A 22,554-nucleotide genomic window follows, 5' to 3' on the forward strand; every position below is an offset into this window, starting at 1 on the left:
TCAGCCCTGGGTCTTGCCGGGCTTGCGTACCGCCGGCTTGGCTGGTTCGCTGGGCGCCGCCGAGGCCCCGGTGACCACCTCCACCTCGTTGCCCTCGCGCAGGCGATCGGTGCCTTCGGTCACCACCCGGTCACCGGCGGCCAGGCCCTCGGTGACTACGGTCAGGCTGCCGTCATCCGGCCCCAGCTTGAGGCTGCGCACCTGGATCTTGTTGTCGGCCCCGACCACGTAGGCGAAGGTGCCATTGGAGCCGAACTGGATGGAGGCCGAAGGCACCACCAGCGCCTGCTCCAGCACCTGCTCGCGCACCCGCACGGTCACGAACTGGTTGGGGAACAGCGCCTCGTCGCCGTTGGCGAAGCGGGCGCGGAACTTGAGGGTGCCGGTGGCGGTGTCGATCTGGTTGTCGAAGCTCTGCAGGGTGCCGTCGGCGACCTTGCGCGAACCGCCGCGATCCCAGGCTTCGACCGGCAGGGTCTGGCCGGCGCGGGCACGCCTGAGCAATTCGCCCAGCTGGCTTTCCGGCAGGGTGAAGACCACCGAGATCGGCTGGGTCTGGGTGATCACGGCCACCACGGTGCTGTCGTTGGCGGACAGCAGGTTGCCGCCGTCCAGCTGGCGCAGGCCGACGCGCCCGGCGATGGGCGCCTTGATCTGGGTGAAGGCCAGATTCAGCTTGGCATCGGCCACCGCCGCCTGGCTGTTCTTGAGGGTGCCGCGGTACTGGTTGACCAGGGCTTCCTGGGTATCCAGGGTCTGCCTGGCGATGCTGTCTTCGCGGAACAGCCCCTGGTAGCGCTTGAGGTCCAGCTCGGCGTTGCGCAGCTGCGCCTGGTTCTGCTGCAGGGTGCCTTCGGCCTGTTGCAGCGCCACCTCATAGGGACGCGGATCTATGCTGGCCAGCAACTCGCCGGCCTTGACCTTCTGGCCCTCCTCGAAGGCCACCCGCACCAGTTCGCCAGCGACCCGGGTGCGCACATTGACGGTGTTGAGCGCCGTCACTGTGCCGATGGACTTGCGCACGATGGGAAAGCTGCGCTGCTCCACCGCCACCACCCGTACCGGCGTGGGGCCGGTCATGCCGAAGGGCGAACGCGCGCCCTTGCCGCCAGCGGCCTCGTTCTTCTGGCCGTGCTGGTGATACCAATACCAGCCGCCCGCAGCCACCAGCACCACGAGGACGAGCAGCCACACCAGTCGGCGACGGGAGGAAGAGCTAGGCGAAGAGTCGGACATCGGAAGATACGTACACGCTGGGAAAGGCGGAAGATAAGCAGTAGCGAGACGGCTAACCAGCCCCTTTACCGCGATTTTACCTAAAGCAAAACGGGCAGACACAAAAGGCGCCTGCCCGTTTCGAAACGCCCACCGTGCAGAGCGGTGGGTTGGCGGCGATCAGCCGAGAACGGCGAGTGCGGCCGCGTAGTCCGGCTCCTGGCCGATCTCGGGGACCAGCTCGCTGTGCAGCACCTTGTCCTGCTCGTCCAGCACCACCACGGCGCGGGCGGCCAGGCCTTGCAGCGGACCGCTGGCCAGGGCGACGCCGTAGTTCTGCAGGAATTCGGCACCGCGCAGGGTGGAGAGGTTCACCACCTTTTCCAGGCCTTCGGCGCCGCAGAAGCGCTTCTGGGCGAACGGCAGGTCGGCGGAAATGCACAGCACCACGGTGTTATCCAGCTTGTCGACTTCGCTGTTGAACTTGCGCACCGAGGTGGCGCAGGTCGGGGTATCGACGCTGGGGAAGATGTTGAGCACCTTGCGCTTGCCGGCGAGGCTGGCCAGGGTAATGTCCTGCAGATCGCCGTTGACCAGGCTGAACGCCGGGGCCTGCTGGCCGACCTGCGGCAGGTTGCCCTGCACCTCGACCGGGTTGCCACGCAAATTGACGGTTGCCATGAACTGCTCCTTTCTCATGAGACGGGACAGGGAGTAAACACGTTTTCCGCACCCGATCAAAGCGTTACGCGTCCTTGCGTCAAAAATCGCGGCGATAGAAGAAATCCAGGGAGTTGGCCAGACCGCTGGCGATCTCCAGATAGAGCCGGCGGGTGAGCTGGTAGCGCAGGGCGACGGTGTTGGCGGAATCGAACACCCCTACCCCATAACGCACCGACAGCCTGTCGGTGAGATTGCCCGAGGCGACCACGCTGGTCTTGTCCCCCGAACCGGCGGTATCCAGCTGGAAGTTCTGGATACCCAATCGCTGCGCCAGGGCGCCGGCGGTGCCGGAGCTGCCGGCCAGGCCGAGGGCCAGTGCCGCCTGACCGAGCACGTTGTTGTCCCCTTCGCTGCCGCTGGAAAGCGGGCGTCCCAGCACCAGGTAGGCCAGCGCCTGCTCCTGGCTCATGCTCGGTTCGGAGAACACCTCGATGCGCGGCTGCTGGGCGAAACCCGAAAGCCGCAGGCCGGCGGTGACGTTCTGCTCCTGTACCACCCGCACGGCTTCCACATCGATATAGGGCTGGGCGATGGGCCCCTGGAAGAACAGCCGTGCGCGTCTCATGGTGAGGCGCTGACCATAGGCGTTGTAGCGACCGTTGCGCAGGTTCAACTCGCCGCGGGTGTCGAGGTTGTCGCCGATGTGCACCTTGCCAACGATTTCGGCGGACAGGCCGAAGGCATCGAAGGTGAGCTTGTCGGATCCGACCAGCACGTCGACGTCCATGGCGATCTGCATCGCCGGCTGCTTGGCCGGAGCCTCCTGGCCGACGATGACGGCATCGTCCGACACCTTGACCGTGGATGGCGGCAGCTGCTGCACCTGGATGCGCCCGCGCGGCACCCGCACCTCGCCGGCCAGGGCCAGGCGGCCGTCCTTCATCAGGATCTTGAGATCGGGCGCCACTTCCAGCTGCGCATAGGGCTCGACATTGACCGGCAGCTTGTCGCCGGTGACCGCCACATTGACGTCCAGGCCGTTGGCCCAGCCGACGCTGCCCCGGATCTGGCCGCGCCCCTGGGTGCCGCTGCGCCAGCCGCCGTCGAGCAGCGCGGTGTCGCCCTGGATGCGGGCGGTCAAGCCGAGGTCCTGCAGGCGCGTCGGCACGCTGCCGCCGCCGATGTCGCCCCCGCTGAGCTGGATCTGGCCGTTGACCCTCGGTTGCAGCAGGGTGCCACCCAGCTCGCCGGCACCGTTGATCTTGCCTTCGAGGTGTTCGATGCCTTCGACGAAGGCCTTGCCGAGGGCCAGATTCAGGCCCTGCAACTGGAAGCGACCGGCCAGCGCCTGGTTCGGATCGCGGGGATCCAGCCTCGCCTGGATGTCGAGTCGGCCAAGATCGGCACTGGTCAGGCGCACCTGGGTGTCCACCTGCTGCGGCTTCAGGGCGCTGGTGACGTCCAGGCTGTCGTAGCTGAAGGTCTGCCACTGGCCAGCGGCGTCGCGCAGCTTGAGGCTGCCACGACCGGCCTGGAGACGGATCTCGCCATCGGGTCCGGCCTTGGGCAGGCGCAGGTCGACGTCGCCATCGAGGGTGCCCTGCCAGGCCAGTTCCGGGGGCAGCAGCGGTTGCAGACTGGCGAGCGGGAAGGCGCGCAGGTGCCAGGCGAGACGGGTGTCGGGCAGCAGTTGCTGATCGTCGCCACAGAGGCTGGCCGCGCCGGACCGCCAGCAGTGCCGGCCCAGTTCCAGACGCCCGTTGGCCAGGCGCTCGATGCGCGCGGGGCTTTGCAGGGTCCAGTTCTGGCCACTGGCGGCAACCGAGCCGCGGGCCAGTTGGCCTTTCCAGTCACCGTTGTCGGCCAGGGTACCACCGGCCGTGAGCGCCAGGTTGAGCTGTGGCCCCTTGAGCGACAGCTCGGCCTGCTGCTGGCGGCGATCGCCCTGCCCCTGCAGGCGCAGGACGCCGAAATCGCGCCCGGCCGCCTGCAGACCCTGGGCAGTCAGCTCCAGGTTGCCGCGCTGACGGTCATCAAGGGTGGCCGCCAGCGCCAGGCTGCTCATGCGGTTGTCGGCATAGGCGAGCTGGCGCCCGTCGAGGCGCAGCTGGCCAGCCGGCGCCTTGAGGGTTCCGGCCAGATCCAGGCGGCCCTGGGCGCTGCCGGACAGATCGGGCCAGAGCTGGCCGAGGCGCCGCAGATCCAGTTGCAGCTGCCCCTGCAGCCGTTGATCGAGGGCGCCCTGCCCCTGCATGCGATTGTCACCCAGGCGGATGTCCAGCTGCGAAACCTGCCACTGCTCGCCAGCCCCCTTGGCCTTGGCGGCCAACACGGCGGGCTGGTTGCGCAGCCGACCCTTGAGGTCCAGATCGGCGTCCAGCTGCAGGCGGCCATCCTTGAAGGCACCGGAACTGCGCAGCGGACCGGCCAGGCTGCCGGGCAGCTGGGCGACCCAGAAGGCCGGATCAAGGCGGCTCAGATCCAGGGCCACCTGCCAGCTCACGCCCTCGGCGAAGCCCAGGTTGACCTTGCCCTGCGCCCGCCCCTGGCCGGCCTGGAGATCCAGCGAGGGCAGATTGAGCTGGGTGGTATCGCCGCTGAAGGGGGTGGCCAGGGTGAAGGCGCCGGCCGGACCGGTCGCCGCAGCCTTGAGATTGCCCAGGTAGGCACCATCCCTATAGGCCACCTCGCCCTGCAGACGCTGCAGACTTACCGGGGGCTCCGCCATGGGATACAGCCGGCGCCAGGGAAAGTCGCGCCAATCCAGGGTGGCGTCGGCGGCGAGCCCCTGCTGCCAGTCGATCTGGCCGGCCAGCGCCACACGCTGCTCGGGCGCGGCCTGGAGGCGCAAGGCCGCGATCCGCGCGCCCTTGGCATCGACGCGACCCTCCAGATTCAGGTCCACCGGACCGCCCTCGCCCGGCAGTTTCGCCTGGCCGACCAGGGCGTAGCCCGCAGCCAGATCGCCTCGCGCGGTCAGCTTGAGGTCGTTCAGCCGCAGGGTATCGGGCAGGCTGGCGGCCGCCTTGAAGCCATCGGCCACCAGTTGCAGATCGGCCGGGACGTTGTCCACCAGCGGCTGCACCGTGCCGGTCAGGCGGCCGGGCAGATAGCCGCTGCTGTCGGCCTCCAGCTGCAAGGTCTTCTGCAATTCGCCGTTCAGCTTGAGCGCCAGCGACCAAGGCGCGGCCTCCGGCGCAGGCAGGCCGAGGGTGCCCTGCAACTGCAGCGGCCAGGCGCCGCTGGGCTGCAACCGGCCGTGGGTATCCAGGGTGATGCCGTGCGCCATTCCGGCCAGGCGCTCGATGGCTATCCCATCAGCCTGCCAGCGGGCCTGGAGCTCCAGGTCACGGGCCTGTTCGGCGTCGTTGTAGCGGATCTCGCCGATCCGTACCTCACCTAGCTGCACCCCCAGCGGCAAGCCGAGGCTGGGCAACTGGATGGGCCCGCTCTTCTCCGGCGCCGCCTCCGGACTGGGCGCCTGCTCGATGGCGACGCGCGAGGCGACCAGGGTATCGATGCACAGCTGTAGCCTGAGCAGGCAGGCGGGTCGCCAGGCGAATTTGGGAGCCTCGACCGTTACCCGGGTGGCGCCCCCCTCCCAGACCAGCTGCCGGGCCTGCCAATGGCCACCCAGGCGCCCCTGGAAGTCGGTCAGGGTCAGACCCGGCACCCGTTCCAGCACCAGCCGGCTGACGCCGGCGTTGCCCAGCACCAGGGCGAGAAGGAGGATCAGCGCGCCCAGCAGGGCCGCCAGTACGCCGAGAATGACACCGCCTACCGACTTCACAGCTCAGGCCCTATGGAAAAGTGCAGGCGGATACCGCCGGGTTCGTCGAGACCGTGCGCCAAGTCGACGCGGATCGGGCCGACCGGCGAGACCCAGCGTACGCCCACGCCGACGCTGGTCTTGAGTTCGTAGTTGTTGAGGTCGTTGAAGGCGCTGCCCTGGTCGATGAAGGTGGCCAGCCGCCACTTGTCGCGCAGGGGATACTGGTATTCGACCCCGCCGGCGACCAGGTAGCGACCGCCCACGTAGTCGCCTTCGTCGTTTTCCGGCGACAGGGTCTGGTAGTCGTAGCCGCGAACGCTCTGGTCACCGCCGGCGAAGAAGCGCAGCGATGGCGGGACCTTGTTGTAGCCATTGGTGAAGTTGCCGCCCAGTTGCAGGCGTCCGAGGAAGCGGTGCCCGTCGCCCACCGTGATCAGGCCACGGGCCAGCGCCGTGGTGTGGATCATGTTGGCATCCGAGAGCAACCCCTCCTTCGCCGCCGAGACGCCGAATTGCAGGCGATAGCCGCGATTGGGGTCGATGCGGTTGTCGCTGCGCAGCAGGGAGAAATCCACCCCAGGCATCACCAGGTTGGAGGTGCCCTCATCGTCGCCCAGCCGATAGCTTTCGTTGCGCCACTTGAGCGAGAGCACCCGCTCCCAGCCGTTGGGAAACTTGCGATGCCACTCGGGACCCACGGTCAGCAACTGGCTGAGGGAGTCGTCGTTGGCGATCTGCTCGTACTGGTAGCCGCCGGCGAAGCGGAACTTGTCGTTGATCGGGTCCTGCCCGGGAATGTCGTACCAGGTGGCGATGCTCTGGCGTGGCGCCGACAGCTCGGCCTCGGCGCCCAGGCTGTGGCCCTGGGGATTGAGCCAGTGATTTTCCCAGGTGAATCTCAGCCGCGGACCGACATCGGTGGAGTAGCCGGGGCCGAAACCGAAGGTGCGCGGCTTGCGCGTGCGCAGCGTAACCGTCACCGGCACCTCGGCGGCGCCATCCTGCTTGGGATAGGTATCGAGCCGCGCCCCATCGAAGAAGCCGCTGGCCAACAGATTGCTCTGGAAATCGGCGATCAGCTCGGAATCGTAGGGCGTCCCCTGGGCGAAGGGCACCATGCGCTGAAGCAGATCGGGATCGAAGGGCGCATCCCCTTCGAAGGACACCTTGCCGAGGACGAAACGCGGCCCGCTGTCGAACACCAGGGCGATGTCGGCAAATCCGGTGGCAGGGTCGATCCGGAGCTGGTGCTGGGTAAAGGTGCCGCGAAAGAAACCATACCGTTGCGCCTGATTCTGGATCAGGCTCTTGGCGTCTTCGTAGAGGCCCTGGTTCAGCGGCTGGCCCGCCTTGAGTCCGGCCGGTATCGGCTGGCGAAAGGCGCGCAACTCGCGCGCCGGCCCTTCGATACGGATATCCACGTTGCGCAGCCTGACCGGCTCGCCGGGGCGTACCTCGACCACCAGCCGTGGCGTCTCCCCCGGCTCGACGCGGGTCTCGATCTGCGCATGGTAGTAGCCGAGTGCCTGGGCTGCCTGCTCGGCCTGCCGCTCCGTCGCCGGGCGTAGGCGTTGCAACCCGGCGACATCGCGCCCTTCGACGGAGCCGATATAGGCCTGGATGTTGTCTCGCAAGGCGTTATTGGCAGGCTGGACGCGAACGCTGACTTCGGCGGGTGCCGCCCAGGCCACGCCGTGCAGACAACAAATTCCAATCAGGGCGCGGCGTAGAGCGTTCGGCTTATTCATACAGGGATGCTAACGGGCGTTGCGCTGTGAGACAAACGGGAGTGGCCAGGGTTCGCCCGCCTGCCGCTTCGGCGACAGGCTTTCTGCTAGGCTAGGGCCATCCACCTTTAGAGAGGGCGTCATGAAGGTAGTTTGCTTCAATATCAATGGCTTGCGCGCAAGACCTCATCAACTTTCTGCCATCATCGAACGCTATGAGCCGGATGTGATCGGACTGCAGGAAACCAAGGTCTCGGATGACCAGTTTCCCCGGGCCGAGGTCGAGGCCCTGGGTTATCACGTGCACTACCATGGCCAGAAGGGTCATTACGGCGTGGCCCTGCTGTCGCGCCTGGCGCCCCTGGAGTTGCACAAGGGCTTTCCCGGCGATGGCGAGGAGTCCCAGAAGAGATTCATTTATGGCGTCTTCGCCGACCGCCAGGGTCAGCCGCTGGTGGTCATGAACGGCTATTTTCCTCAAGGCGAGAACATCGCCCATCCGACAAAATTCCCTGGCAAGAGGAAGTTCTACGCGGATCTTCAGAATCTACTTGAAGAACGTTTTTCGCCGGACACGCCCTTGCTGCTGATGGGCGACTTCAATATCTCGTCCCAGGATCGTGATATCGGCATCGGCGCCGCCAATGCCAAGCGCTGGCTGCGTACCGGCGCCTGCAGCTTTCAACCGGAAGAACGCGAATGGATGCAGCGGCTGCTGGGCTGGGGCCTGCTCGACAGCTATCGCCAGCTGCATCCCGAAGTCGACGATCGCTTCAGCTGGTTCCCCTATCGCAGCCGCGGTTTCGAGGACGAACCCAAGCGCGGCCTGCGCATCGACACCATCCTCGCTTCGCGGGCCTTGCGCGAGCGCATCGTGTCCGCCGGGGTGGACTACGAGATCCGCGGCATGGAGAAACCCTCCGACCATGCGCCGATCTGGCTGGAATTGGCGTGAGCGGCTGTCACATCGACGTCATGCGGCATGCCTAAGGTGTCGGCCTCGCCTTTAGGCTCGAGGCCGACCCATGAATTGCTCCGCCCCGGTATTCCGCCGCGCCTTTCTGCGGCGAGCGGTGCTCGCGACCCTGCTTCCTCTGCTGCCCTCACCCCTGTTGGCCAGCGAATCCACGACCATCCTCCTGCGCCTGCAGGGCTCCAACACCATCAATGCCCGGCTCGGGCCACGTCTGGTCGCGGCCCTGCTCGCCGAACGCGGCTATCGGGATCCACAGGTGGTGCCCACCGCCGTCATGGACGAATGGCACCTGATGGCCCGAGCCCCGCAGGGCAATACCGTGGCCGTGCAGATCGCGGCCCATGGCTCCAGTACCGGCTTTACCGCCCTAGCCGCGGGCGCGACCGATCTCGCCGCGGCCTCGCGCCCCATCACCGATAGCGAAGTGAGTGCCCTGGCCAATCTGGGTGACCTGCGAAGCAAGGAAGCGGAATACGTCATCGGCCTGGATGGTCTGGCGATCATCGTGCATCCCGGCAATCCGCTGCGGGAACTCGATCTGCAGCAATTGGCGCAGGTCTTCTCCGGCGACGTTGGCGACTGGCAGCAACTGGGCGGCACGCCCGGCCCGATCCGGATCTATGCGCGGGATGACCGCTCGGGTACCTACGACACCTTTCGCGAGCTGGTCCTGAATCCGGCCGGCAAACGCCTGAGCGCCGCCGCCCGGCGCTTCGAGTCCAACGAGGAATTGGCGCAGCGGGTGGCCGACGACCCCGCCGGCATAGGCTTCACCAGCCTGGCGGCGGCTGCCGGGTCGCCAAAGCTCGCCCTGCGCGACGGTGAAGGCCGCGCCATCGCGCCCAGCGAAGCCAGCATCGCCACCGAAGACTATCCACTCGCCCGCCGCCTCTTTCTCTATGCACCGCCGGCCCAGCGTTCGGACTGGACGCGGAGCCTGCTGGAATTCAGCCAGACCCCGGCGGGCCAGGCGGTGGTGCAGCAAAGCGGCTTCGTCGCCCAGCGCATCGAGCCTCTGACCATAGGCGACACCCGCGGCATGCCGCCCGCCTACAGCGAGCTGGCGCGCCGGGCGCAGCGCCTCACGGTCAACTTCCGCTTCACCGCCGGCAGCGCACGTCTGGACAACAAGGCGCTGCGCGATGTCGAGCGGCTGGCCGCCTTCATGCGCCAGCCCGAGAACGCCAAACGGCAGCTGATCCTGGTGGGCTTCAACGATGCCACCGAGGATCCGGCACGGGCATCTCTACTGGCGCGCCTGCGGGCCACCGCGGTGGCCACGGCACTGCGCCATCAGCAGGCCTTCGCCAGCGAAGTGCTCTCCCTGGGCGACCAGTTGCCGGTTGCCGGACTGTCAGCCAATGGCCGGGTCAAGAACCGGCGTGTCGAGGCCTGGATCCATTAGCGATCGCCTGGCTGATTCTTTGGCAGGAAACGGTAGGAAGCAACGGACGGCGTCATCGCCTTCGTGGGTAGAGGGCAGTTGCCGAGTCACCTGGATACAGATTTCGACTGCGTTTCGAGCGCTACCCTGTACTTAAAGTGATTTCTCACAAAGTACCTAGACTCAACACTAAAATAATCTATCAAGCTCATTTTTTTTAATGACTTTTAAGTAATAAAAGACTTCAATTACACGCGCTCACCGGGATGCTGGCGCCACTCCTTCCAATCCCTGTACGGATTCGCCCGGCTTGATCCCGCGCGCCGCAAACCAGCCGGCCTGGGTCTCCAGCGCATAGCGCGCCGGCGCCCTCGAGCAGTGCCGGGTATCGGTCAGAGGCAGCATCTCGACCGTGTTGAGGATCCTGCCGCTGGCATCGATGAAGGCGGCGGCCAGCGCGCTGGGGGTATCGCGCATCCACAGGCAGCGCTCGTCATCCCCAGCGAAGACGAACAGCATGCCCTCGCGAGCAGCCAGTGGCGGTCGCCCCATCAATCCCTGGGCCCGTTGCGCCGGTGTCGCCGCCACCTCGACGGCCAGGCGCTGCTCACCGATGCGCAGTTCGATCCGCTCCGCCGCCCAGCCGGGCAAGGCCACCCAGGCGGCCAACAGCAGCAGACCACCCCAGCCAGTGCCTGGCGCCCGCTTCGCTCCCTCTCGAGCGTGGACAAAAAATGTCATCGCATGTGACCTTTACCGGACGAAAGCAATCTATCCCACATTGTCAGACAACCTCTCGAGTCCGATGTCGACCGCCAGCCTACCGCCCGCACCCTCACCCGCTCTGGCCACCCGCATCACCCTGGGTACGGTGCTCTTCACCTTTATCGCCTACCTTACCATCGGCATTCCCCTGGCCGTGCTGCCGGGCTATGTGCACGACCAACTAGGCTTCAACTCCATCATCGCCGGCCTGGTGATCAGCAGTCAGTACCTGGCTACGCTGTTCTCGCGCTCCCATGCCGGCCGCATCATCGACACGGTCGGCGCCAAGCAGTCGGTACTCTACGGCATGCTCGGCTGCGGGCTCAGCGGCGTGCTGATGCTGGCGTCGGTGCTCTTGCAGGCCTGGCCCTGGGTCAGCCTCGTCGCCCTGCTGCTCGGCCGACTGGTGCTGGGCTGCGCCGAAAGCCTTTCGGGGACCGGCGCCATCTCCTGGGCGATCGGTCGGGTCGGTCCGACCAACACCGCCAAGGTGATCTCCTGGAACGGCGTCGCCAGCTATGGCGCCCTCGCCATAGGCGCGCCGCTGGGCGTAGTGCTGGTGGATACCCTGGGGCTGTGGATCATGGGTGTCAGCATCATCGGCCTGGCCGCCCTGGGCTATCGCATCGCCAAGCCCCGCCCGCCCATCGTCCCGGTCCGCGGCGAGCGCCTGCCCTTCACCACGGTGCTGGGCCGGGTCCTGCCCTTCGGGCTCGGCCTGGCGCTGGGCGGCATCGGCTTCGGCACCCTGGCAACCTTCATCACCCTCTATTACGCCAGTCAGGGCTGGAGCGGCGCGGCCCTGTGCCTGACAGTGTTCGGTTCCTTCTTCATCGGGGTACGCCTGGTCTGCGCCAACGCCATCAATCGCCACGGTGGCTTTCGTGTCGCCATCGTCAGCCTGGCGGTGGAAGCCGTCGGCCTGGCCGTCCTCTGGCTGGCCCCCAGCGTGACCACTGCCCTGGTAGGGGCAGCGCTCACCGGCATCGGTTTCTCGCTGGTGTTCCCGGCGCTGGCCGTGGAGGCGGTGCAGCGGGTGCCGTCCTCCAACCGGGGCGCCGCCCTGGCCGGCTATTCGGTGTTCATCGACCTCTCCCTGGCGGTGACCGGTCCGCTGATCGGGGCGGTGGCCACCCATTTCGGCTATGCCGCGAGCTTTCTCTGCGCCGCGCTGGCCGCGCTGGCAGGCCTGGCGCTCAGCGTTCGCCTCCTCTGCCGTTTCGACGAGTCCTCTCGAGAACAGCCATGACCACGACCGCACCAGCCGCCAGCTCCCTCGCCGTCACGCTGCGTATCGTTTCCATCGTCGTCTTCAGCTTTCTGCTGTTCCTGGCGATCGGCCTGCCGCTGGCGATCCTGCCGGGCTACGTGCACGACGATCTCGGCTACGGCTCGGTCATCGCGGGACTGGCGATCAGCATCCAGTACCTCGCCACCCTCTTCACCCGCCCCCTGGCCGGCAAGCTGGCCGACAGCATCGGCGCCAAGCGCGGGGTGATCTACGGCCTTTTCGGTTGCGTCGCCTGTGGCGTGCTCACCCTGCTGGCCACCTCGCTGCAAAGCGTGCCTGGCCTCAGCCTGGGCCTACTGATCGTCGGCAGGATCATTCTCGGCATGTCCCAGGCCATGATAGGCACTGGCTGCCTGAGCTGGGGCATGGGCAGCGTCGGCATGCAGCACGTCAGCAAGGTAATCTCCTGGAATGGCATCGCCGCCTATGGCGCCCTGGCCCTGGGCGCCCCCCTGGGCGTGGCCATGGTCGCGGGTCTGGGCCTGTGGAGCCTGGGCGTGGCTATCGCGCTGCTTGGCGCCCTGGGTCTGGCCCTGGCCTGGAACAAGGAGCCGGCACCGGTGATTCCCGGTGAGCGACTGCCCTTTCACAAGGTGTTCTGGCGCATCAGCCCCTTTGGCCTCTGCCTGCTGCTGAGCTCCATCGGCTTTGGCGCCATCGCCACCTTCGTCACGCTCTACTACGCGAGCAACGGCTGGCCCAATGCCGCCTTTTGCCTGACCGCCTTTGGCGCCGCCTTCATCTGCGCGCGACTGCTGTTCGCCGGCACCATCAACAAGCTGGGTGGTTTTCGGGTTGCCCTGGCCTGTTTCACCGTCGAGACCCTGGGTCTGCTGCTGCTCTGGCTGGCGGTCACGCCGCAGATGGCACTGATCGGCGCGGCCATGGCCGGGTTCGGGCTGTCGCTGGTCTATCCAGCCCTGGGTGTGGAAGCCATCGTCAAGGTTCCCCCGACCAACCGTAGCGCCGCCCTGGGCGCCTATTCGCTGTGCCTGGATCTGGCCCTGGGCATCACCGGTCCACTGGCCGGCGCTATCGCCAATGGCTTCGGCTTCAGCGCCATTTTCCTCTTCGCCGGCCTCATGGCCCTGGCTGGCCTGGGGCTCAGCGCCCTGCTCTATCACCGGGCGCTGCGCGAACGCCCTGACCTGACGCCGGCCTGACCGCAGGTGAAATCGGATGCGCGCCTACAACGGACCGGGATCCGGAATCGGCGCTGGCGGCTTGGCCGGCTCGGTCAGGTTCTCGACCACTTCGTCGGGGATGTCGGTATCGATCTCCTCGTCAGCCATGTCGGAATCGTTCAGCGGTGCCTGATCGCCACCCAGCCAGAGGGCGAGCGGGGACGTGGTATCGGGCGCCGGAGAAAGAGAAAGGATCATGCCGTGGCTCCTGTGCCGGTCGGTCTCAGAGGTTAGTAGGTCGGCGGCGCCAGATGTTTCATCCTGACGCTTACCGCACGTCGCCCGACTGCCAAGCGGCGTCGACCCCTTGCCAGAGCCTTCGCGCGAGTCAGCTGCCTGGACCTAGAGGCTCATCCCTAAAAAAGCTGAGTGCTGATCCGGGCCATTGGCCAGCAGCCTGGCCAAGGCTGACTAGACTTCAGGTATTTCTCCACTCCGGACTGCCTGCCTATGGATACGCCGACCCGCTCCGCCAGCACCCCGAATCTGCTCGCCGTCGTGGCCGAGGACGAACTGCTGCTCCAGGCACTGGTCCGCGAGGTCCTCAAGCAGGAAGGCTTCCATGTCGAGACCTTCGGCACTGCCGATGCCGCCCTGCAGTTTCTCGAGCTGCACTGGCAGCAGGTCAATGTGGTGGTGTCGAACGTGCGGATGCCGGGCGTGATCGACGGCGTCCAGTTGGCGAAGATCGTCAGTGAACGCTGGCCCGCGGTGCCCTTCGTACTGATGTCCGGCTACGCCGGCCTGAGAAACGACATTCCGTCCGGGGTGCCCTTTCTGCACAAGCCGTGGACACTGGATCAACTGACCGAAGCGATCTGGAAAGTGGTACCCCGGCCTGGCACCCCCGACCCGACCGCCCGCTAGTCCAGCGACACCCGGCCGCCGCCTGCCCCGTACAAAGGACCTCGCAGCTATGACACAATAGGCGGCATGTCGGGCGCCGCCCGCCTTTACCGCAACCCAGCCAGGCCGCCGCGCATCGTCGCGACCCCTCGACCCTGCCCGCTGGAGCTCTGCCCATCCGATCGAAACGCCCCGCCCAAGCCGCCCGCCGGCTCGGGTCGCAGGCGAGCTCCGGTCTGAAACCCCTACAGGTACCCCCCTTTATCTCCACCGCTAAACATTACCATGCAGTATAGGTGGCGTTAGCTTGTGCTCGTAAGGCCCTGGTTTTGCTGGGGTTCTAGGTTTTCTAGGATGGCTTCAGAACCCCTCAAAACGCTCCCGAACGCAGCGATTGGTATCAGAATTGGTATCGCTCGCTGCACCTCTCACGGCGTCCTGCCGACTCGAAAACCTCTCCTTTCGTCACCACCTGCTCGACATCCAGATCGATGGAATTACTGTATGTCCGAACAGTAAGGACGCAACCAGGTTTCGACCCAGATAACTCTTCCGTCCTCGGGCTACGGCGATACCTCGCCGATGAGCGCAACCGGCTTACCTTTTCGGAGATTTGTCATCGGTTCTGTACCGCGGCCGCCCCCACGCCGCTGCAGGTAAGGACCATCGGCCAGTCTGACAGCACGCGTCTTTATAGGTTGGAGTAGTGCTCGACTAGGCTTACGGGTGATGACCTCACGAGGTCCGATAGAGCTGAAGGCCGCAGTGATTGCAACTGAAGGTACGCTTGGCATCCTCGGCTCCGTGCAATCCCCAGCTGCGAATACTGCCCGAACCGCAAGAGTGGCACCTAATACCCCGGTTAGTTTTGCACTCGGGGTTGATATCCAGATACGCCTCAAGTGTAGGCCGGCGCCTCCATCGCCTTACCTCCTCCCTCTTCTGGTGGAACGCATAGGCTATGCCTAGGCCAATGACAAGTGCGACGAACAGCGCCATACCCCTCTCCCTGGAGATCTACAAAATAGGAAAGGTAGTCTCCTACCGAACAGATACAGCAGGAAGGAAATGGCCGCTGAACGTAGGTAGAAAATCGATAGGCGGCGGACCTCAGGGCAATCCTCCGGGCACCTTTACGGTCTGCTCTCTGAATCGGAGAAGTGGCGCGCCGTCATCCTGATGGCCATCGCCATCGCTCGGCTGTCGGGGCATCCGCCTGAGGCTGCTGGCCCGCTTCGACGTGCTGCAGCTCACCGCCCGACCCCAGGCGCTGCTGCTCAGCCTGACCCGCGCCGGTGACCTCGATAGCGCGGTCATGGCCGGAACGATGAAGGAGCCAATGGCCAAGGTGCCGGCTGGCATCCAGCAGGTGTGGATTGCATGTAGCATGATCACCAATTAGGAGCAGGCGGCGGCATAGCCGCCTATTGGCCACTAATCAATTGGAGTACCGCATGAGTATCTCCTTGAATTCTTTACCTCTAGCACCCAGATGCCAATTATTTTCTAACAAATAGGCATCCAACACTGCCTCTGTTGATTTTCCGGCAAGAAGATGGCAAAGATAAAAACAGGCAATCCCCCAATCTAGCTTCATATTCGCAGAATTAATACCGGCACGACTAGGGCGCGCGAAGACCGCCACAGCTAAATCGACAATTTCCGTCTTGAAGCGCTCTAGATGCTGAATGAGGCCACTTATATTATCGATCCCAAAAAATTTGAGTCTATTTATCTGGCTGGCATAATCATCATTTTTATCAAACTCCAGACTGCAGCCGACTGCGCTTGCAAGCTCCTCATCTATCTGGCGCGAAATCTCATTTTTAAGGATAAAGGCCTCGTACGAAACCCTATCGATACCGACATTCACAACCTTGTAATTAACCTCAGCCTCCACTCGCCTTGTGTAATCGATAATTTCATTTCGAATTGAATTGAATTCTTGATCTGCCAACTCAAGAAGCCCCGCTAACCTGGAGAATTTCCGCCTGATTGGAGAAGGCACCTCCAGCTCGCTTTTATATCCAGTATCGTGCTCAATCTCTGCCCACGCATGCTGTAAGATTGAGCGAATCTGAATTTCAACTTTTAAATCTGCGATGGACAGATTCTCTAGAAGCTGTGCTCTTGCTTCAGATAAAGATACAACATAATGAAGCGACACGTAACCAAACCGATCTGGCTCTGTAGCAATCCTTCTATCCAACGTATTATTTTGATCGACTTGAAATTCTTTGGATATTATTTTAGCAACTTTATCGACGTCATCTCCATAGTGAGTAATCACCCTTATCCCTGCAAGATCAGTAATTTCTGACAAATCACTATACTTACGCTTCTTAAGTATCTTCTTTTCCAAGCTACCACGAGCTTTGCAGCGACTCAAAATAGAGTGAACCTCAATGCTGCTAGCAGCCAGCACCCGCACAAGAAGCGTGGAAACAACTTCGCAGAGATACTTATAGGAAGACTCTTGCTTGTCAAAATCTTCCAGTATTTTTGCACTGTAAATATCATCAGGCTCAGCCATGGCATACTTCCCTTTATAGAACTGAACCATTGATTCGGCATAGGATGAAAAACCTTTAGCCAAGAGCGACAGGCTCGACAACATCAAGGCCAATGCGGCCAGGCATGCGAGTAACTTTGTCTGCTCAGTAGGCAGTGACGCTAACACCTTGACCAAGCTTCCATAGATGAGCAGGTTGCAGCCAGCCCCGCATCTAGGTTATCCGTGGAAGACTAGTGCAGCTTGTTGACCGCAGCCTCGTTCTGGACCCGCCCGGCGGCGCCAGCACCATCGCCCTTATGGCTATGCTGGAAGGCCGCCGCTCTGTGCTCTGTGAGCTGAACCCTGAATACCCAGCTCTTGCGCGCGCCCGCCTAGATGCCGCCTGGCTCGACGGCGCAGCGCAGATGGATCTGATCCACGACGCGCCTGCAGCCTAGCGCTGCACCTGCCGCTGGATCTCCTTCAGCGAATCAACCGCCTCGGACTTCTGTGCGGGTCCACCAGGACCGTCGCTGCCGAGGAGTGAAGAGGTGGCTTTCTCGAAAACTCTATCTACGTCTAGACCCTGCCTCTTGGCCTCCTTTAAGAGTTCGGCGGCGAGATGTTCCAAGGCTGCTATCCGGCTATCAGTGCTCATCGTCTTCGATCCTTTGCGGTGGATCTGAAGGTATAGCAGCAGAGCACGTTCCGCGCCCCCGCCCCCCCCGAACCACCGAGCATCCCATGCCTGCCTACTACAACGAGATCGACCCGTATGCGGCCGCGTGGCTGCGCACCCTAATTTCCGCCGGGCACATCGCGCCTGGCGACGTTGACGAGAGGGACATCCGCGATGTTCGACCAGACGATCTCAAGCCTTATGCCCAGTGCCATTTCTTCGCCGGCATCGGGGTGTGGTCCTACGCTCTTCGCCGCGCCGGCTGGCCAGATGATCGACCTGTTTGGACCGGTTCCTGTCCTTGCCAACCTTTCTCCCAGGCAGGCGCGGGAGCTGGGTTTGATGACGAGCGGCACCTTTGGCCGGACTTCCATTGGCTCATCCGCGAGCGCCAGCCTCCAGTCGTCTTTGGAGAGCAGGTTGCGAGCAAAGACGCAGACCCTTGGATCGACCTTGTACAGGCTGACCTGGAAGCCATGGCGTACGCCTTCGGGGCCGTCCCGTTCCCGGCTGCGGGCGTCGGTGCTCCGAACATCCGCGATCGAGCCTACTGGGTGGCCCACCGCGACAGCGACCGACACGCTTCGGCATCCAGGCTTCAGGTTCACAACCAGGAACATCACCCTAAACCACGCTGCCGTTCTAACCGGATGAGGAACACCGACGGCGAACGAATGCGGCGGAACAGCAGAGCGCTTCCTGGAGCGCAAGAGTCAGTTGGGCGGTCGGTGCGGGGCGAGCCTGACGCCTTTGAATCTCCAAGTGCAGCTAGCTGCCTGGCCAACACCAAACGCAGGAACGCCGCAGAGCCTCAGGGGATATGGACAGGACCCGGAGCGCCGCAAGGAGCAAGGGCATCAGATCAACCTCAAGGACGCGGTGCGCTACCTGATCCACGACCAGCCGGCCCGGCTAACGGCTTCTGGTCAGATGCTGACTGGCTCTTCTGCCGGGATGGAAAGTGGCGGGCAGTGGAACCCGGCACATTCCCGCTGGCTGATGGGGCTCCCGCGCGAGTGGGACGCCTGCGCGCCTACGGCAACGCGATCAACGCGGAGGCGGCCATAGCCTTCATCCAGTGCGCGATGGACTTCCCGCCTGAACCTGCTCGCACACCGGTCCCCAGCGTGCTTTATCCCCAGCCAACCCGGCCCTATGTGCCTACGGCTTGAACATCTTCACGTCAGGCCTCTTTTAAGCAGGTTTGGATTGTTAATCGGCCGCAGCTACGGCGAATCGCTACCGCCTGCTTCTTCGCGACCCTTTCTATTTCTCAATTCAAAAATAGATCGGATCTTGCCACCAAATCTTGATCCTCTATTTTTTTTGAGCATTGGAATCTGGGACTCCAAGACAGCCAGTTCTTTAACTGCGCTGTCGGCCAACGACTCAATCAACCCCATGGCGAAAATTTTCTCATCACTACCTTTTAACGTTGTGGCGTAGATAATGGACGCATCTTTCACCTGCTGCTTCACGCGCAGCAAAGCAATTGCAGCCTGAGCAGAGGACATCCTACTAACCTCGAAGCTACCAATAGCTTCAATCAGCACATCCAGTCCGTTCAGTATCAACTTATGATCCGTCTCGCTAACAAAAAGCTTTTTTATCTCTTTAAGCGCCACAACACCGTCAACAGCCTCACTGGCTACTTGATAGGCTTTCAAAGTATAAAGATCATATTCTTCTTCATTTTGAAGATATGCGTGCTTCCGCTGGATTGCCGGAATCGATAAAGCCGCAATTAGCGTGAATATGATACCCACACCTTGAAACCAAGCTGCGCCATCCTTTACGTCCGGCCTATTAAACACATTGAATAGGACTAAAAGCATGCCCACGAAAATAGCTATGAGTAGCGAATACTCAAAATTAAAACCAACTCTTCCATATAACCTTTTCAAATGCGCCTCCATAGCAAAATTTCTGAATTTATATACCACCTAGATCGCAGCCAACCACTGTCGTCCGCGAGACTTCTTATTCTATATAGATTGAGGGCCCTGACATGGCGCCGCAACCCATCAAAACCCTGGTGCGCAGCAAGCGGCTCACGCTGCGCGAGGTGTCCGACCGCTACGGCATCGCCTACGAGGCGGTACGCGAGCGGCACTATCGAGGCAAGAAGCGCGGCGAGGACTTGATCAAGCCGTCAGCGAGGGTGAGCAACACCAGGCGACAGGTGCTAACGCTGCTGGAGCAGGACCTGCCAGGCGTCCAGATCGCCAGGCTTGCGGGCTGCACCCCGCGGGTCGTCAGCTACTACAAGGCGACATACCTCAACTAGCCCTTTTGCTTCCGAGCTGCAGCGATACCGCATGCAATCAGCGCCAGCCCAGGAATAAAGAACCCTGCAGCGACGGCTGAATAGCCCGATGAATCGCTTTCACCAAAGGCGATGCCGCATGCCAGAAGCGGCAGTCCTGAAAGAAACAGCGGGTTGCTGAATACCTTCTTCATGTCGAGCGCTCCATACCGTTTCCCTGATCATACGCCGCCCTGGGCGTAGCGATCTTTCCCCACCATCCCGCACCGCTGGCCGCCGGCCGGCGAGGAGCCCCCATGTCCGCTGCACAGGAACTGGTCGACGACCGCGACAAGCTCAACGAGGCCCAATTCGCCCAGTACCTGGGCATCACCGTCCGAGCGCTCCGAACGCGGCGTGCCCGCAACCAAATCCCCGCCGGCATCTGGATCAAGCAGGGCCGCGAGACCATCTACAGCAAACGGAGGTATGACGAATGGCTGGAAGCGCAATGGATATGCCCACCGGAGTCGAGATTTTCCGCAAGTCGCTCCGCATCCGCTTCACCTGGAACAGCAGACGGCACAGCGAGACGCTCCCCTATCCCGTCACGAAAAAGGGCATCGCGGCTGCATCCCGACTGCGTACTCAGGTAATAGACCTGATCAAGCTGGGCCTGATGGACGACGCCAAGTACGCCGATCTCTTCCCGGGCTCGGCCCTGGCCGCCAGCAGCAACACCTTCGGCGAATACGCGCAACTCTGGCTGGACAGCCGCGGGATGGCCAAGGGCACCAGGAACAACTACCTGAGCGCGCTCAACATCTACTGGCAGCCGCACCTGGCCCGGACCCGGATCGACCTCATCACTCCGGCCCTGCTGCGGCGGATCGTCGCCGAGACCGACTGGACCTCGCCGGCGGTGAAGCGTAACGCGATGACCCGGCTGTTGACGCTGCTGAAGTCGGCGGCCAGCGATGGGCTGATCGAGAAGAACCCGGCCGAGGCCCTGGAGCTGCCGCGCCGGACGAAGAAGGAGGTGGACCCGTTCAGCCAGGCCGAGGCCGACCGGATCATCGAGGCGATGTATGCCCGCGATCACTGGCCCACCAGCATCTATGCCGCGCTCTATGAATCAAGGAGACCCCGTTCGTCTTCCCGCCCTCGAAGAATGCCGAGCATGTGAAGCAGACGTCAGACATCCATCACCAGTGGCGACCTACCCTGGCCGCCCTCGGCATCCGGTACCGGCGGCCTTATAACTGCCGTCACACCTATGCGACAATGTGCTTAATGTCCGGCATGAACATCGCCTTCATCGCCCAACAGCTGGGAAACACGATCCAGATCCTCCTTTCCACATACGCTCGCTGGATCAACTCAGGTTCAGACTGGAGCGAGATAGCAAAGCTCGGAATTGGTATCAAATCGATATCGGCGAATCCGGCGACGCTGTAAGTCCTTGATAGGTAACCCCCTTGATCTCCACCGCTAACATCACCATGCAGTTTGGCGCCAAGCCGCTGTTCGAGAACGTATCCGTCAAATTCGGCAACGGCCATCGCTACGGCCTGATCGGCGCCAACGGCTGCGGCAAGTCCACCTTCATGAAGATTCTCGGCGGTGACCTGGAACCCACTGGCGGCCAGGTGATGCTCGAACCCAACGTGCGCCTGGGCAAGCTGCGCCAGGACCAGTTCGCCTACGAGGATTGCACGGTCATCGACACCGTGATCATGGGCCATGCCGAGCTGGCCAAGGTCAAGGCCGAGCGCGACCGCATCTATTCCCTCCCGGAAATGAGCGAAGACGACGGCATGGCCGTGGCCGAGCTGGAGGTCCAGTTCGCCGAATACGACGGCTACACCGCCGAAGCTCGTGCCGGCGAACTGCTGCTCGGCCTGGGCATCCCCCAGGACCAGCACTTCGGCCCCATGAGCGCCGTCGCCCCCGGCTGGAAGCTGCGCGTGCTGCTGGCCCAGGCGCTCTTCTCCGATCCGGAACTGCTGCTGCTCGACGAACCGACCAACCATCTGGACATCAATACCATCCGCTGGCTGGAAGGCATCCTGGTCGCCCGCAACAGCACCATGATCATCATTTCCCACGATCGCCACTTCCTGAACAGCGTCTGCACCCATATGGCCGACCTGGATTACGGCGAACTGCGCCTGTTCCCCGGCAACTACGACGAGTACATGACCGCGGCCACCCAGGCCCGCGAGCGCCTGCTGTCGGACAACGCCAAGAAGAAGGCCCAGATCGCCGAGCTGCAGCAGTTCGTCAGCCGCTTCTCGGCCAACGCCTCCAAGGCCAAGCAGGCCACCAGCCGGGCGCGTCAGATCGACAAGATCCAGCTGGACGAGGTCAAGCCGTCCAGCCGCGTCAGCCCCTTCATCCGCTTCGAGCAGTACAAGAAGCTGCACCGCCAGGCGGTGACCCTGGAAAACGTCACCCAGGGCTTCGACGGCACCCCGCTGTTCAAGCGTCTCGGCCTGCAGATCGAAGCCGGCGAGCGGGTCGCCATCATCGGCCCCAACGGGATCGGCAAGACCACCCTGCTGCGCACCCTGGTGGGCGAGATGGCGCCGCAGAGCGGCGAGGTGAAGTGGACCGACAGCGCGGACGTGGGCTACTTCGCCCAGGACCACGCCGAGGACTTCGCCGACGACGTCACCCTGTTCGACTGGATGGGTCAGTGGACCCAGGGCGGCGAACAGATGGTACGCGGCACCCTGGGTCGCATGCTGTTCTCCAGCGACGACATCCAGAAGTCGGTCAAGGTCATCTCCGGTGGCGAGCAGGGTCGCATGCTGTTCGGCAAGCTGATCCTGAAGAAGCCCAATGTGCTGGTGATGGATGAACCCACCAACCACCTGGACATGGAATCCATCGAGGCGCTGAACCTGGCGCTGGAAAACTATCCGGGCACCCTGATCTTCGTCAGCCACGACCGCGAATTCGTCTCTTCGCTGGCCACCCGCATCCTCGACATGAGCGAGGCCGGGGTGGTGGATTTCAGCGGCAGCTACGACGACTACCTGCGCAGCCAGGGCATCAACGGCTGAGGCGAGGTTCGTGTAGTGGGTCGCGACACCCACTACACGAATAAAATAGAGGATGCCCTAAGCAGTTACCCTAGGTATCATTTCGCACCGAAACGGGTACTCGACCAGGATCGCCGCGATCATCACCTATCGTTTGCGCCGGGAGACCAGGGGTCTCCTGCCACGTCTCGTAACACGTAGCGCCCCCTTCCGGCACGCTCGACGGGTTCCCTGTCGCATCCTGATCTCCCCGCCTGGTACCGGCC

The 22,554-nt window shown here is 63.2% G+C and carries 19 protein-coding genes and 2 pseudogenes; 11 read left to right on the plus strand and 10 right to left on the minus strand.

The features are described from left to right. From QKY98_RS07710 to QKY98_RS07725, 4 genes are all read right to left on the minus strand, one after another. Window positions 1-1,236: an MdtA/MuxA family multidrug efflux RND transporter periplasmic adaptor subunit gene (locus QKY98_RS07710; protein ID WP_284670623.1), complete on the minus strand. Its 1,236-nt coding sequence runs from the start codon at window positions 1,234-1,236 to the stop codon at window positions 1-3. 159 nt (window positions 1,237-1,395) lie between these two features. Next, window positions 1,396-1,896, minus strand: coding sequence for a thiol peroxidase (gene tpx, locus QKY98_RS07715; protein ID WP_027599454.1), 501 nt, complete (start codon window positions 1,894-1,896; stop codon window positions 1,396-1,398). Between the two features lie 79 nt (window positions 1,897-1,975). Beyond that, on the minus strand, window positions 1,976-5,668 hold the full coding sequence (locus tag QKY98_RS07720) for a translocation/assembly module TamB domain-containing protein (protein WP_284670624.1): 3,693 nt from the start codon (window positions 5,666-5,668) through the stop codon (window positions 1,976-1,978). Then, a complete protein-coding gene (locus QKY98_RS07725) occupies window positions 5,665-7,398 on the minus strand; it encodes an autotransporter assembly complex protein TamA (protein WP_219860232.1) in 1,734 nt (577 codons plus the stop codon). Before QKY98_RS07725 ends, QKY98_RS07720 begins: the two co-directional genes overlap by 4 nt. Window positions 7,399-7,519: 121 nt before the next feature. Between QKY98_RS07725 and xthA the strand changes: the two genes are divergently transcribed. Both xthA and QKY98_RS07735 read left to right on the plus strand, forming a co-directional pair. Further along, a complete protein-coding gene (xthA, locus tag QKY98_RS07730; RefSeq protein WP_284670625.1) occupies window positions 7,520-8,332 on the plus strand; it encodes an exodeoxyribonuclease III in 813 nt (270 codons plus the stop codon). Between the two features lie 70 nt (window positions 8,333-8,402). Next, window positions 8,403-9,758, plus strand: a complete 1,356-nt coding sequence (locus QKY98_RS07735) for a substrate-binding domain-containing protein (protein ID WP_284670626.1) — start codon at window positions 8,403-8,405, stop codon at window positions 9,756-9,758. Window positions 9,759-9,995: 237 nt separating this feature from the next. Here the strand turns inward: QKY98_RS07735 and QKY98_RS07740 are convergent, their stop codons facing one another. Continuing rightward, complete coding sequence (locus QKY98_RS07740; RefSeq protein ID WP_284670627.1) at window positions 9,996-10,406, minus strand: DUF192 domain-containing protein; 411 nt, start codon at window positions 10,404-10,406, stop codon at window positions 9,996-9,998. Window positions 10,407-10,542: 136 nt separating this feature from the next. Here QKY98_RS07740 and QKY98_RS07745 point away from each other — a divergent pair, with 136 nt between their 5' ends. Continuing rightward, on the plus strand, window positions 10,543-11,751 hold the full coding sequence (locus tag QKY98_RS07745) for an MFS transporter (protein WP_027599460.1): 1,209 nt from the start codon (window positions 10,543-10,545) through the stop codon (window positions 11,749-11,751). Continuing rightward, a complete protein-coding gene (locus QKY98_RS07750) occupies window positions 11,748-12,956 on the plus strand; it encodes an MFS transporter (RefSeq protein ID WP_027599461.1) in 1,209 nt (402 codons plus the stop codon). Before QKY98_RS07745 ends, QKY98_RS07750 begins: the two co-directional genes overlap by 4 nt. A gap of 24 nt (window positions 12,957-12,980) precedes the next feature. On the opposite strand, the gene QKY98_RS07755 is transcribed toward QKY98_RS07750, so the two are convergent. Then, complete coding sequence (locus QKY98_RS07755; protein ID WP_027599462.1) at window positions 12,981-13,175, minus strand: hypothetical protein; 195 nt, start codon at window positions 13,173-13,175, stop codon at window positions 12,981-12,983. Window positions 13,176-13,427: 252 nt separating this feature from the next. On the opposite strand from QKY98_RS07755, the gene QKY98_RS07760 reads away from it, so the two are divergent. Both QKY98_RS07760 and QKY98_RS07765 read left to right on the plus strand, forming a co-directional pair. After that, window positions 13,428-13,844, plus strand: coding sequence for a response regulator (locus tag QKY98_RS07760; RefSeq protein ID WP_027602230.1), 417 nt, complete (start codon window positions 13,428-13,430; stop codon window positions 13,842-13,844). A 1,219-nt stretch (window positions 13,845-15,063) separates the two neighbouring features. Next, a complete protein-coding gene (locus QKY98_RS07765) occupies window positions 15,064-15,225 on the plus strand; it encodes a hypothetical protein (RefSeq protein WP_284670628.1) in 162 nt (53 codons plus the stop codon). A gap of 36 nt (window positions 15,226-15,261) precedes the next feature. Here the strand turns inward: QKY98_RS07765 and QKY98_RS07770 are convergent, their stop codons facing one another. Continuing rightward, a complete protein-coding gene (locus QKY98_RS07770; protein ID WP_284670629.1) occupies window positions 15,262-16,503 on the minus strand; it encodes a GTP pyrophosphokinase in 1,242 nt (413 codons plus the stop codon). An 89-nt stretch (window positions 16,504-16,592) separates the two neighbouring features. Between QKY98_RS07770 and QKY98_RS07775 the strand changes: the two are divergent. Continuing rightward, window positions 16,593-16,775, plus strand: a pseudogene (locus QKY98_RS07775) (site-specific DNA-methyltransferase); the annotation flags it as partial. Here the strand turns inward: QKY98_RS07775 and QKY98_RS07780 are convergent. Then, window positions 16,772-16,975: a hypothetical protein gene (locus QKY98_RS07780; RefSeq protein ID WP_284670630.1), complete on the minus strand. Its 204-nt coding sequence runs from the start codon at window positions 16,973-16,975 to the stop codon at window positions 16,772-16,774. The pseudogene QKY98_RS07775 and the gene QKY98_RS07780 overlap by 4 nt on opposite strands. Before the next feature lie 86 nt (window positions 16,976-17,061). On the opposite strand from QKY98_RS07780, the gene QKY98_RS07785 reads away from it, so the two are divergent. After that, a complete protein-coding gene (locus QKY98_RS07785) occupies window positions 17,062-18,168 on the plus strand; it encodes a DNA cytosine methyltransferase (RefSeq protein WP_284670631.1) in 1,107 nt (368 codons plus the stop codon). A 54-nt stretch (window positions 18,169-18,222) separates the two neighbouring features. Here the strand turns inward: QKY98_RS07785 and QKY98_RS07790 are convergent, their stop codons facing one another. Further along, complete coding sequence (locus tag QKY98_RS07790; RefSeq protein WP_284670632.1) at window positions 18,223-18,939, minus strand: hypothetical protein; 717 nt, start codon at window positions 18,937-18,939, stop codon at window positions 18,223-18,225. Between the two features lie 65 nt (window positions 18,940-19,004). Between QKY98_RS07790 and QKY98_RS07795 the strand changes: the two genes are divergently transcribed. Then, window positions 19,005-19,283 carry a hypothetical protein gene (locus QKY98_RS07795; RefSeq protein WP_284670633.1) on the plus strand — a complete coding sequence of 93 codons (279 nt, stop codon included), beginning with the start codon at window positions 19,005-19,007 and terminating at the stop codon, window positions 19,281-19,283. Here the strand turns inward: QKY98_RS07795 and QKY98_RS07800 are convergent. Continuing rightward, window positions 19,280-19,456 (minus strand): hypothetical protein, encoded by a 177-nt coding sequence (locus QKY98_RS07800; protein ID WP_284670634.1) that lies wholly within the window; start codon window positions 19,454-19,456, stop codon window positions 19,280-19,282. The genes QKY98_RS07795 and QKY98_RS07800 overlap by 4 nt on opposite strands. A 281-nt stretch (window positions 19,457-19,737) precedes the next feature. Between QKY98_RS07800 and QKY98_RS07805 the strand changes: the two are divergent. Next, window positions 19,738-20,699 (plus strand): annotated as a pseudogene (locus QKY98_RS07805) (Arm DNA-binding domain-containing protein). 20 nt (window positions 20,700-20,719) lie between these two features. Further along, window positions 20,720-22,309: an ABC-F family ATPase gene (locus tag QKY98_RS07810; protein ID WP_027599464.1), complete on the plus strand. Its 1,590-nt coding sequence runs from the start codon at window positions 20,720-20,722 to the stop codon at window positions 22,307-22,309. Window positions 22,310-22,554: the final 245 nt, after the last annotated feature.

Source organism: Pseudomonas sp. HR1, from assembly GCF_030175875.1.
GTDB classification, from domain to species: Bacteria; Pseudomonadota; Gammaproteobacteria; order Pseudomonadales; family Pseudomonadaceae; genus Chryseomonas; species Chryseomonas oryzihabitans.

Bases quoted from the DNA above. Each gene is read 5' to 3' on its own strand.
- QKY98_RS07795 (WP_284670633.1), top strand. From the start codon at position 19,005: ATGGCGCCGCAACCCATCAAAACCCTGGTGCGCAGCAAGCGGCTCACG.
- xthA (WP_284670625.1), top strand. From the start codon at position 7,520: ATGAAGGTAGTTTGCTTCAATATCAATGGCTTGCGCGCAAGACCTCAT.
- QKY98_RS07745 (WP_027599460.1), top strand. From the start codon at position 10,543: ATGTCGACCGCCAGCCTACCGCCCGCACCCTCACCCGCTCTGGCCACC.
- tpx (WP_027599454.1), bottom strand. From the start codon at position 1,896: ATGGCAACCGTCAATTTGCGTGGCAACCCGGTCGAGGTGCAGGGCAAC.
- QKY98_RS07735 (WP_284670626.1), top strand. From the start codon at position 8,403: ATGAATTGCTCCGCCCCGGTATTCCGCCGCGCCTTTCTGCGGCGAGCG.
- QKY98_RS07710 (WP_284670623.1), bottom strand. From the start codon at position 1,236: ATGTCCGACTCTTCGCCTAGCTCTTCCTCCCGTCGCCGACTGGTGTGG.
- QKY98_RS07760 (WP_027602230.1), top strand. From the start codon at position 13,428: ATGGATACGCCGACCCGCTCCGCCAGCACCCCGAATCTGCTCGCCGTC.
- QKY98_RS07800 (WP_284670634.1), bottom strand. From the start codon at position 19,456: ATGAAGAAGGTATTCAGCAACCCGCTGTTTCTTTCAGGACTGCCGCTT.
- QKY98_RS07725 (WP_219860232.1), bottom strand. From the start codon at position 7,398: ATGAATAAGCCGAACGCTCTACGCCGCGCCCTGATTGGAATTTGTTGT.
- QKY98_RS07755 (WP_027599462.1), bottom strand. From the start codon at position 13,175: ATGATCCTTTCTCTTTCTCCGGCGCCCGATACCACGTCCCCGCTCGCC.
- QKY98_RS07785 (WP_284670631.1), top strand. From the start codon at position 17,062: ATGCCTGCCTACTACAACGAGATCGACCCGTATGCGGCCGCGTGGCTG.
- QKY98_RS07750 (WP_027599461.1), top strand. From the start codon at position 11,748: ATGACCACGACCGCACCAGCCGCCAGCTCCCTCGCCGTCACGCTGCGT.
- QKY98_RS07780 (WP_284670630.1), bottom strand. From the start codon at position 16,975: ATGAGCACTGATAGCCGGATAGCAGCCTTGGAACATCTCGCCGCCGAA.